Origin of the sequence: Cellulomonas fimi (assembly GCF_028527925.1) — a bacterium.
Lineage (GTDB): Bacteria > Actinomycetota > Actinomycetes > Actinomycetales > Cellulomonadaceae > Cellulomonas > Cellulomonas fimi_C.
Map to the genome: position 1 here is coordinate 1 of NZ_JAPESW010000081.1, position 8,597 is coordinate 8,597.

Genomic DNA, 8,597 nt, shown 5'->3' on the forward strand with positions numbered 1-8,597 from the left:
ACAACATCGAGGCGGCCTGGCCGCAGTGACGCCTCGACCGGTGTGACACCGACGTGGTGGGGGTCCGTCCGCGGGCCCCCACCACGGCCGTCGCACCGGCGGTCCCCTGCGCGCACGGCTCGCGCGCCTCCCCCCGTGCATCGACGCCGGCCTGGACGGCGATGAAAGGTGAGCCATGGACTGGTTGATCCGCCCCGACACGACGGGCGAGAAGCTGACCCTGATGGTGCTCGCGATCCTGCTGTTCGTCGTCGTGATGGGTGTGATCCTGTTCGGCGTCGACCGGATCAAGCGGCTGCCCGTGTGGGTGGTCGCGCTCGGGTTCCTCGGTCCGACCCTGCTGTTCCTCACGTTCGGCCTGCTCTACCCGGGCCTGCGGACGATCCGCGACTCGTTCTACGACAACAGCGGCGACGCGTTCGTCGGGTTCGACAACTACGTGAAGGCGTTCACCGAGGACCAGTTCCAGATCGTCCTGCGCAACACGCTGCTGTGGGTCGTCCTGGTCCCCCTCGTCGCCACCTTCATCGGGCTCGTCTACGCGGTCATGGTCGACCGGACGCGGTTCGAGTCGTTCGCGAAGACGCTGATCTTCCTGCCGATGGCGATCTCGCTCGTCGGGGCGTCGATCATCTGGAAGTTCGTCTACGAGTACCGCCCCGACCAGGGCAACATCCAGCAGATCGGGCTCGCGAACCAGATCCTCGTGTGGCTCGGGCTGCCACCGCAGCAGTTCCTGCTGAACCAACCCTGGAACACGCTGTTCCTCATCGCGGTCATGGTGTGGATCCAGGCGGGCTTTGCGATGACGGTGCTCTCCGCCGCGATCAAGGCGATCCCCGACGACATCGTCGAGGCCGCGCGCCTCGACGGCCTGGGCGGCGCCAAGATGTTCCGCTTCATCACCGTCCCGAGCATCCGGCCCGCCCTCGTGGTCGTGCTCACGACGATCGCCATGGCAACGCTCAAGGTGTTCGACATCGTCCGGACGATGACCGGCGGCAACTTCGGCACGTCCGTCGTGGCGTACGAGTACTACACGCAGTCGTTCCGCGCACAGAACCCCGCGTTCGGCGCAGCCCTCGCAGTGCTGCTCTTCGTGCTCGTCATCCCGATCGTCGTCTACAACGTGCGGCAGCTGCGACTCTCGGAGGAGATCCGATGACCGTCATCCCGCCCACCAACCTGGTCGACGAGACCGAGGCGGACACCCGCGTCGCAAGGCCCGCGCGGAAGATGTCCCGCGCGGAGAAGCGCGCGATCGCCGTCAAGGGCAAGCTCAGCTCCCCGTGGGCGTCGGGCATCGCGATCGTCATCGCGGTCCTGTGGACCGTCCCGACGTTCGGCCTGTTCGTGACGTCGTTCCGGCCGCGCGCCGAGATCCGGTCGTCGGGCTGGTGGACGCTGCCGTGGAACCCCGAGCTCACGCTCGAGAACTACCAGGAGGCGCTGTTCGGGTCGTCGACGAGCCTCGCGACCTACTTCCTCAACTCGCTCGTCATCACGCTCCCCGCGGTCCTCATCCCGATCTCGCTCGCGCTGCTGGCCGCGTACGCGTTCGCCTGGATCGACTTCAGGGGCCGCAACCTGCTGTTCGTCGCGGTGTTCGCGCTCCAGGTCGTCCCGATCCAGGTCACGCTCGTGCCGCTGCTCTCGCAGTACGTCGACTGGGGACTGGCGGGGTCGTTCTGGGTCGTGTGGCTGTCGCACTCGATCTTCGCGCTGCCGCTCGCGATCTACCTGCTGCACAACTTCATGAAGGACATCCCGCCGTCGCTCGTCGAGGCCGCGCGCGTCGACGGTGCCGGGCACGTGAAGATCTTCTTCCAGGTGCTCCTGCCGCTGCTCACGCCCGCGATCGCGTCGTTCGCGATCTTCCAGTTCCTGTGGGTGTGGAACGACCTGCTCGTCGCGCTGGTGTTCGCGGGCGGCACGCCCGACGTCGCGCCGCTGACGGTGCGCGTCGCCGAGCTCGCCGGCACGCGCGGGTCGCAGTGGCACCTGCTGTCCGCGGGTGCGTTCATCGCGATGATCGTGCCGCTCATCGTGTTCCTCGGGCTCCAGCGGTACTTCGTCCGCGGCCTGCTGGGCGGTGCCGTCAAGGGCTGACGTCCCGCACGACCGCACGACCCGCGGCCCGCGCGCCCTCCGAGGTGACGCGGGCCGCGGCGTGCGAGGGCCGGCCGGGGTGGGCGGCCGGCCGGAGCGACGTCGGGCGGCGATCGCGCCGGTGCCTACGCTGGGCGGGTGCCCGCGCCGCTCCTCTTCGTGCTGTCGGGCCTCACCCAGTACCTCGGCGCCGCGATCGCGGTCGGGCTGTTCGACGTGCTGCCGCCCGCGGTCGTCGCGTGGCTGCGCCTCGCCGTCGCGGCCGTGGTGCTCGTGCTCTGGCGGCGGCCGTGGCGGTCACGCGACCTGTGGACGCGCCGGGCGGTCCTCACCACCGTCCTGTTCGGGGTCGTGCTGGGCCTGATGAACGTCGCGTTCTACGTCGCGATCGACCACCTGCCGCTCGGCACCGCCGTCGCGCTCGAGTTCGTCGGGCCCGTCGCGGTCGCCGCCGTCACCGGGCACGGGTGGCGCGACCGGGTCGCGATCGGGGTCGCCGCGGTGGGCGTCGTGCTGCTCGCGGGCGTCACGCTCGAGTCCGGCGCGGTGCCGGGCGGCGACGCGGTCGTCGGGCTCGTCGCGATCGGGGTCTCCGCCGTGTGCTGGGCCGGCTACATCGTGCTCGGGCGACGCGTCGCCACGGCCGAGAGCGGGGGCGTCACGGGCCTGTCCGTCGCGATGACCGCAGGCGCGCTCGTGCTCGCGCCGTTCTTCGTCGCCGGCGCCGCGCCCGTCGTCGCCGACGCGCGCCTCGCGCTGCTCGTGGTCGGCGTCGCCGTGCTGTCGTCCGTCGTGCCGTACGCGCTCGAGCAGGTCGTCCTGCGGCGCGTGCGGCCCGCGACGTTCGCGATCCTGCTCGCGCTGCTGCCCGCCACGGCGGCCGTCGTGGGGGCCGTCGTGCTGCGCCAGGTCCCGCACCCCGCCGAGCTCGCGGGGCTCGTGCTGGTCTCGGGCGCGATCGCGCTCACCGCGACCGACGGGAACGACCGCGCCGCCGCCGACGAGGCACCGCCGCCCGCGTGACGGCCTGGTGGGCCGCCGGAGCGGCGACGGCGAGGCGTCCCTGCGGACCGCCTAGAGGTACTGACCGGTCCCGGGGCGCTCGGGGTCCTCGGGGTCGCCGATCGCCAGGCCCGGGTGGCCCGGCATGCCGCCGCGGCCGGGCGGGAGCGCGCGACGCATCTGCGACAGCTGCGCCTGCGCCGCCATCTGCTGCGCGACGAGCGCCGTCTGGATGCCGTGGAACAGCCCCTCGAGCCACCCGACGAGCTGCGCCTGCGCGATGCGGAGCTCGGCGTCCGACGGCGTCTGCTCGTCGACGAACGGCAGGGTGATGCGGTGCAGCTCCGCGACGAGCTCGGGGGACAGGCCGTCCTCGAGCTCCTTGAGCGACCGCTCGTGCACCTCCGCCAGCCGCGCGCGGGCGGCGTCGTCGAGGGGCGCGCTGCGGACCTCGTCGAGCAGCTGCTTGATCATCGTGCCGATCCGCATGACCTTGGCGGGCTCGCCCACGAGGTCGGAGACGTCCTCACGCCCCTCGTCGCCGTCGTCGGGCGCACCGTCGTCGCCGCCCGGCGCGGGCACCACGACGACCCGCGGTCCGGCGCCCGTCGGGCCCTGCGCGTGCTGCTGCGTGCCGTCCTCGTCACGTGCCTCGTCGTCGCTCATCCGGGCATTGTGTCCCGCGCGCCGACGACCGTGCAGCCCGGACCGGCGCACGGCGGGGCGTCGGTAGGGTTGACGCATGGCCTGGCTGACGACGCCCGCGCACACCCGGTGGCTCGAGGGCGAGACCGACCGGTTGCTGGACTTCGGGCGGGCGTCGGCGCTGCCCGGCGGCGGGTTCGCGCGGCAGGACGAGCAGGGCGGCGCGCAGGACGGTCCGCTCGAGCTGTGGATCACGTGCCGCATGACGCACGTCTACGCGATCGGGCACCTGCTGGGCCGCCCCGGCTCGGCGGCGCTCGTCGACCACGGGCTCGCGGCGTTGCGCGGCGTCTTCCACGACGACGAGCACGGCGGCTGGTTCGCCGAGGTCGAGCGCGACGGCACCCCGCGGGACACCGACAAGGCCGCCTATCCGCACGCGTTCGTGATCCTCGCGGCATCCAGCGCGACGGCCGCCGGCCGGCCCGGTGCGCGGGAGCTGCTCGACGAGGCGCTCGCCGTCTCGGAGCAGCACTTCTGGGACGAGGACGCGGGCCTCGCGGTCGAGCAGTGGGACCGCACGTTCACCACGCTCGACGGCTACCGCGGCGTCAACGCGAACATGCACACCGTCGAGGCGTACCTCGCGGCCGCCGACGTCACGGGCCACCGGATCTGGCTCGACCGTGCGCTCCGGATCGTCGAGCGGGTCGTCGACGGGTTCGCGAAGGGCAACTCCTGGCGCATCCCCGAGCACTTCGACGCCGACTGGGTCGCGGACCTCGAGTACAACGTCGACACGCCCGCGCACCCGTTCCGCCCCTACGGCGCGACCATCGGCCACTGGTTCGAGTGGGCGCGGCTCACGCTGCACGCGCGCGCCGCCCTGACCGCGCGCGGCGACGTCGCCCCGACGTGGCTCCTCGACGACGCCGTCGCGCTGTTCGACGCGGGCGTCCGCGAGGGCTGGGACGTCGACGGCGCCCCCGGGTTCGTGTACACGGTCGACTGGAGCGGCACGCCCGTCGTGCGCGAGCGCATGCACTGGGTCGCCGCCGAGGCCGTCGCGGCGGCCGCCGCGCTGCACGCTGCGACCGGCGAGGCGCGGTACGACGACCTCTACGCGCAGTGGTGGGAGTACGTCGGGACGTACCACCTCGACCGTGAGGGCGGCTCGTGGTGGCACGAGCTCGGCACCGACAACACGGTGTCGCGCACGGTGTGGGCGGGCAAGGCCGACCTCTACCACGCGGTGCAGGCGACGCTGGTCCCGCGCCTGCCGCTGACCCCGGTGATCGTCCCGGCGCTCGCGGCCGGGCTGCTGGACTGAGCCGGGTCGCCCCCGGGGCGGCTCAGGGGATCAGCAGCACCTTCCCGAAGACCTCGCCGCGCTCCATCATGCGGTGCGCCTCCGCGGCGTCCGCGAGCGGGACGCGTGCGTGCACGACGGGCCGGACCGTGCCGTCCGCGACCAGCGGCCACACGTGGCGCGCGACGCCGTCGACGATCGCGGCCTTCTGCGCGTGCGGGCGCGACCGCAGCGTCGTGCCGATGACGGACGCGCGGCGCGCGAGCAGCAGCCCGAGGTCCAGCTCCGCCCTTCGGCCCTGCTGCATGCCGATGACGACGAGGCGCCCGCCGTCGGCGAGCAGCCGCAGGTTGTCGGCGAGCGCGCCCGCACCCAGGACGTCGAGCACGACGTCGACGCCCCGGTGGTCGGTCGCGGCGCGCACGCGCCCCACGAGGTCGTCCTCCCGGTGGTCGAGCGCGAGGTCGGCGCCGAGCTCGCGGACGCGTGCGACACGGTCCGGGCCGCCGGCCGTCGCCATGACCCGCGTGCCGAGCGCGCGGCCGAGCTGCACGGCCACCGACCCGACACCGCCCGACCCGCCGTGCACCAGCAGCGTCTCGCCGGGCGACAGGTGCGCGGCGCGCAGGTTCGACCACACGGTCGCGACCGCCTCGGGCAGCGCGGCGGCGTCCTCGAGGGGCACCGAGTCGGGGACCGGCAGGCACAGGTCGGCGTGGACCGTCACCCGATCGGCGTAACCTCCGCCGGCGAGGAGCGCGGCGACCCGGTCGCCGGGGTGCCAGCGGCCCCCGACGTCGTCCCCGACGGCGACGACGACGCCCGACACCTCGAGGCCCGGCCAGGGCGGCGCACCCGGCGGCGGGGGGTAGCGACCCTCGCGCTGGAGGAGGTCGGCCCGGTTGACGCCCGCGGCGCTGACCTGCACGAGCACCTCCGCGGGGCCTGGCACGGGCTCGTCCACGTCGGCGACCCGCAGGACGTCCGCAGGACCCGGCTCCGCGACCACGACAGCCCTCATCTGCGCACCCTAGCGGCCCGTCAGGACGCGGCCGATAGGGTGCGCACCTGGTCCTGTCCCGGCGTATCCCATCGGGTGAGGTCCGTGGCAAACTCTGGCGCGGGCTAATGGTCCGGTGTCCAGGAGCCGATGGTGGCGGTGGGCCCCCTCGAGGGTTCCGACAGGACGCAGGGCCGACACGCCCCCCGGTGGCAACACCCGTGTCGGGTGGAGGAGAGGAACGACATGCTGCGACGGCTTGGCATCCGCGCCAAGATCTTGGCTGTCCTTGCCGTGCCCATGCTCGTCCTGTTCGGCGCTGGGGCGTTCATCTCGTACGACGCGATCCGCGAGGCGCAGCGCGTGCGTGCCGCCGAGGGTGCCGTGGCGGCGCTCCAGGCGTACGCCCCGCTCTCGAGCGCGATCCAGGCGGAGCGCGTGCTGTCCGTGAGCGCCGCACCGGTCGAGGAGATCGCGGCGGCGCGCGCCCAGACGGACTCGATGCTCGCCAAGGTGCGGCCGATCACCCGCGAGCTCGACCTCGAGGAGTTCCCGCCCTCCGTGGTGCGGCAGTTCCAGGAGGTGCAGCTCGCGCACAACGCGGCGCTGCCGCAGGTGCGCACGCTCGTCGACGGCAAGGGCGACCGGAACCAGACGGCCAACAGCTACGAGGCCATCATCAAGGGCCAGATCGACCTCGTCGAGCAGGTCGCGAACGTCCTCGACGACCGCACCCTGGCCCAGTACGTGACCGCGTACCGCGACGTCTCCGCGACGGCCGACGGCCTCATCACCGAGATGCTCGCCGGTCAGGGCCTGCTGCGTGCCCGCCAGGCGCAGGCCGCCGGCGCCCGCGTCTACCAGAACCTCGTCACGACGACCGAGGTGTCGCGTGCCCGTGCCCGCGCCGCCGTCGAGCGGCTGGGTGAGCCCGGCATCGCGCTGCCGGCGCGTGACCCCTCCTCGTCCTTCACGTCGATGCGTACGTGGATCCAGCAGGGCAACGCGCAGGGTTTCGACCGTATCGACCCGGCCGCGTACTCCGGTGACATCCAGCAGCAGACCGCGTCGCTGGTCAGCGTGAACGACGCCGTCCTGAAGCGCGCGGCCGAGATCGCCGACGAGGCAGCGACGGCGTCCGAGACGCGTGCCGTGTACACGATCGCGATCGCCGTCGCCGCCGCCGCGCTGTCGCTGTTCTTCGCCCTCGTCATCGCCCGAGCGATCGTGACGCCGCTGCGGCGCCTGACCGCCGCCGCTGCCGACGTCCGCGAGCAGCTCCCCAAGCTCGTCGAGCAGGTGGCCGTCCCCGGTGAGGGCCCGGAGATCGTCCTGCAGCCGATCCCGGTGAACTCGCGCGACGAGGTCGGCAAGCTCGCCGACGCGTTCAACTCCGTGAACGCCACGACCGTCCAGGTCGCCCAGGAGCAGGCCGCGCTGCGTGGCTCGATCGCGGAGATGTTCGTCAACGTCGCCCGCCGCGACCAGGTGCTCCTCAACCGCCAGCTGTCGTTCATCGACTCGCTCGAGCGCGCGGAGGAGGACCCGTCGACCCTGGCGAACCTGTTCCGGCTCGACCACCTGGCCACCCGGATGCGTCGTAACGCGGAGTCGCTCCTCGTGCTCGCCGGCATCGACTCCGGTCGACGCCTGCGCGACGCGATGCCGCTGTCCGACGTGATCCGGACCGCGTCCTCCGAGATCGAGCAGTACGACCGCGTCGAGCTCGACCTGCAGGTCGACCCGCACATGCTCGGGTTCAACGCCCTGGGCGCCGCGCACATGCTCGCCGAGCTCCTCGAGAACGCGACGATCTTCTCCGAGCCGGAGACGCCCGTCACGGTCACCACCGGCGTGTCCGGCCAGCACGTGTACGTCCGCATCCTCGACCACGGCCTGGGCATGACCGAGGCCGAGCTCGCCGCGGCGAACTCGAAGATCGTGTCGGTCTCCGCGAGCGACGCCCTGGGCGCCCAGCGCCTCGGCCTCTTCGTCGTCGGCCGTCTGGCCCAGCGCCTCGGCGCTGAGGTCCGCCTGCACAAGAGCTCGCAGGGCACCGGCACCGAGACCATCGTCCGGTTCCCGTCGACGCTGTTCGCCGCGACCGAGACGGCCCTCTACGGTGCGCCGTCCGCGCCGCAGCCGGCCGCGCAGCTCCCTGCGGCGGCCCCGGTCGTCGAGGACGCGCCGGTCGTCCGCGAGGTCGACCTGGCCGCGCTCACCGACGGGCAGACGGGCCTGGGTCTGCCGCGCCGCAAGCGCGCCGACGACACGGGCGAGAACGAGGTCGCCCCGTCGTCGCTGCCCGTCCGTGGCGGCGGTGCCCTGCCGACGCGCTCCGCGAAGACGTTCGACGAGGACAAGATCGTCCTGCCCGAGGTGCCGTCCGGGAACCTCACCGCCGACCTCGGCTCCGCCGGGGGCGAGTGGACCCCGCCGACGATCGCGACGACGCCGCTCAGCTCGGGCCTTCCGAGCCGCTCGAAGGCGTCCACCTCCGCGTGGGCGACCCCCGAGCCCGAGGCCACGCCC

The 8,597-nt window shown here is 73.1% G+C and carries 7 protein-coding genes; 5 read left to right on the forward strand and 2 right to left on the reverse strand.

Annotated features, from left to right (window positions below; translation table 11 throughout):
• Positions 1-175 precede the first annotated feature (175 nt).
• From OMK64_RS19375 to OMK64_RS19385, 3 genes are all read left to right on the forward strand, one after another.
• The gene (locus OMK64_RS19375; protein WP_272729996.1) at positions 176-1,165 is read left to right on the forward strand and encodes a carbohydrate ABC transporter permease; all 990 of its coding nucleotides are present in this window, start codon (positions 176-178) and stop codon (positions 1,163-1,165) included.
• Positions 1,162-2,109: a carbohydrate ABC transporter permease gene (locus OMK64_RS19380; protein WP_272729997.1), complete on the forward strand. Its 948-nt coding sequence runs from the start codon at positions 1,162-1,164 to the stop codon at positions 2,107-2,109. The genes OMK64_RS19375 and OMK64_RS19380 overlap by 4 nt, the downstream gene beginning before the upstream one ends.
• A 138-nt stretch (positions 2,110-2,247) precedes the next feature.
• A complete protein-coding gene (locus tag OMK64_RS19385) occupies positions 2,248-3,132 on the forward strand; it encodes an EamA family transporter (protein WP_272729998.1) in 885 nt (294 codons plus the stop codon).
• A 51-nt stretch (positions 3,133-3,183) separates the two neighbouring features.
• Here OMK64_RS19385 and OMK64_RS19390 read toward each other — a convergent pair whose 3' ends face one another.
• Entirely contained in the window at positions 3,184-3,777 is a 594-nt protein-coding gene (locus OMK64_RS19390; RefSeq protein WP_272729999.1) for a bacterial proteasome activator family protein, read from the reverse strand.
• A gap of 76 nt (positions 3,778-3,853) precedes the next feature.
• Between OMK64_RS19390 and OMK64_RS19395 the strand changes: the two genes are divergently transcribed.
• Complete coding sequence (locus OMK64_RS19395; RefSeq protein ID WP_272730000.1) at positions 3,854-5,086, forward strand: AGE family epimerase/isomerase; 1,233 nt, start codon at positions 3,854-3,856, stop codon at positions 5,084-5,086.
• A gap of 22 nt (positions 5,087-5,108) precedes the next feature.
• On the opposite strand, the gene OMK64_RS19400 is transcribed toward OMK64_RS19395, so the two are convergent.
• Positions 5,109-6,086 carry an NAD(P)H-quinone oxidoreductase gene (locus tag OMK64_RS19400; RefSeq protein ID WP_272730001.1) on the reverse strand — a complete coding sequence of 326 codons (978 nt, stop codon included), beginning with the start codon at positions 6,084-6,086 and terminating at the stop codon, positions 5,109-5,111.
• A 225-nt stretch (positions 6,087-6,311) separates the two neighbouring features.
• Here OMK64_RS19400 and OMK64_RS19405 point away from each other — a divergent pair.
• On the forward strand, positions 6,312-8,597 hold a 2,286-nt coding region (locus tag OMK64_RS19405), incomplete at its 3' end, for a sensor histidine kinase (RefSeq protein WP_272730002.1).